Origin of the sequence: Tolypothrix sp. FACHB-123 (genome assembly GCF_014697075.1) — a bacterium.
Taxonomy (GTDB): domain Bacteria; phylum Cyanobacteriota; class Cyanobacteriia; order Cyanobacteriales; family Nostocaceae; genus Aulosira.
Map to the genome: position 1 here is coordinate 1 of NZ_JACJRE010000154.1, position 2,136 is coordinate 2,136.

General features: G+C 42.3%; 2 protein-coding genes. One reads left to right on the top strand and one right to left on the bottom strand.

The window, feature by feature from the left end; all coding sequences use genetic code 11:
• The first annotated feature begins 307 nt into the window (after positions 1-307).
• On the top strand, positions 308-1,330 hold the full coding sequence (locus H6G41_RS34430; protein WP_190752873.1) for a saccharopine dehydrogenase-like oxidoreductase: 1,023 nt from the start codon (positions 308-310) through the stop codon (positions 1,328-1,330).
• A 54-nt stretch (positions 1,331-1,384) separates the two neighbouring features.
• On the opposite strand, the gene H6G41_RS34435 is transcribed toward H6G41_RS34430, so the two are convergent.
• Positions 1,385-1,942, bottom strand: coding sequence for a hypothetical protein (locus H6G41_RS34435; RefSeq protein WP_190752874.1), 558 nt, complete (start codon positions 1,940-1,942; stop codon positions 1,385-1,387).
• Between the last annotated feature and the right edge of the window lie 194 nt (positions 1,943-2,136).

Sequence of the window (2,136 nt, forward strand, 5' to 3'; positions counted from 1 at the left end):
TTTTAGCGATCGCTCTCTTCACCAGTTATATATAGTTCTCTTGTACTACTCAAAACACACCTCTACTTAGCACTTTTCTCTATTTAGATGCGTTTGCCCTGATCGCCAATTGCTACCCAGCTACATGAGTGTTTATTTAATACCCAAATCTCTCAGGAAAAATTTCTGTTGAAAAAACTGATCTCCTTAGAGAAGAAACCAGGATAATGAAGCATAATTAACCTTTATAGCTTTGAATTACCAGCCACAAGCAAGCAGCTAAAATGCTGATTAGTCAAAGCTTTCGATTCAACTCCACCAATTGACTATGAATCCAGAATCAGTCAAAAATTCTCAGAATATTTCGCCAGCGATACGAGTAGGAGTACTGGGTTTCGGCGGACTCGGACAAGCAGCCGCCAAGGTACTTGCTGGTAAACGGGAAATGATTTTAGTAGCAGTAGCAGATCAAAAAGGCTTCGCTTATGCTGCTGAAGGTTTAGATATCAAAGAATGTATTGCCACCTACCAATCTCAAGGTTCGGTGGGTTATTTAGAACCAGTTGGAACTTTAACAAACAACAGCATTCAAGATTTAATCGATACTCAGCAACCTGTAGATGGGTATTTTCTGGCATTACCTAATTTGCCCAACGATTTTATTCCCTCTGTCGCCAAACAATTTATCGCCGCAGCTTGGCAAGGGGTGTTAGTAGATGCGATTAAGCGCACCAGTGCAGTTGAACAACTGCTAGGCATGAAAGAAGAGCTGCAAGCCGCAGGTATTACCTACATGACAGGATGTGGCGCGACACCAGGATTATTAACAGCCGCAGCCGCTTTAGCCGCTCAAAGCTACGCCGAAATTCACAAAGTAGAAATTACCTTTGGGGTAGGAATTGCCAATTGGGAAGCTTACCGCGCTACCGTTCGTGAAGATATTGGACACATGCCTGGTTATTCAGTAGAAGCAGCTAGGGCAATGAGTGATGCAGAAGTCGAAGCCCTACTAGATAAAACCAACGGCGTGCTGACCTTAGAGAACATGGAACACGCCGATGATATTATGCTAGAGGTAGCAGGGATAGTAGGACGCGATCGCGTCACAGTTGGTGGTGTAGTAGATACGCGCAATCCTAAAAAACCCCTCAGCACCAACGTTAAAGTCACAGGACGCACCTTTGAAGGTAAAATTTCTACCCATACCTTCACTTTAGGTGATGAAACCAGTATGGCAGCCAATGTCTGCGGGCCTGCCTTTGGTTATCTCAAAGCCGGTCAGCAATTGCACCAACGCAGCATCTATGGAATCTTTACTGCTGCCGAAATTATGCCGCAATTTGTCAAATAAAGGGGCTAGGAGCTAGGGGCTAGGGGCATTGATTTTCTCTGCCCCTCTGCTCCCCTACTCCTTAACCTCTAGCCTCTCTTCATGCCTATTTTCATCTTCATCTACCCATTCCAGCTTTTGCATAATAAAGGGTAGTTCTGCACCTACTAATCCCCGTTGAATGCGTTCGGAAGTCTCACTAAAAATAACAAACAAAGGATAAACAGAATTAGCCCCTTCACTAAAAATATGCTGGTGGCGTTCGGGCATTAACCACTCATAATCACCATCAAGAAGAACTTGAGTTTTGCGCCACCGTCCCAACAAATCAGAAAAATCTTCATGGGGACGATGAATAAAAATTAAAATCTCGGCTCCTGTTTTAATTTTCCACTCTGGATCGCACATTAATACAGCGATATCACAGGGTACACAAGTTGTTTGGGTGGGTGTGGTTTCCGTTGGACGCAGACGTACAATTGGCAAAGGAATGGCGATGACACTTTCATGAGGACGGCGCAGACTAGGAATCATCTCCCAGTAGAGCCGATACTGTTGTAATAGAGCGATCGCGGATTGATGATGACTATACTCTGCCAAACTAGCTTCATAATCAGATTTTTGCACAGACATATTTTTGCAAAGTCGAAAATATGAATAGTAAATAATAAAGGTTCTTCAGTAGCTATTATGCCAAATTATTAGTTATAGCACTCATATAAACACAAAAAAGCATCTTTATTTTGCCAAAAGCCTTATATGTATTGACATCTGAATGGTATTTATTGTTAGCTGTAAATACAAACAGATTATTTTTATGTAAATTT

Coding starts and splice junctions, on each gene's coding strand:
- H6G41_RS34430 (WP_190752873.1), top strand. CDS start 308: ATGAATCCAGAATCAGTCAAAAATTCTCAGAATATTTCGCCAGCGATA.
- H6G41_RS34435 (WP_190752874.1), bottom strand. CDS start 1,942: ATGTCTGTGCAAAAATCTGATTATGAAGCTAGTTTGGCAGAGTATAGT.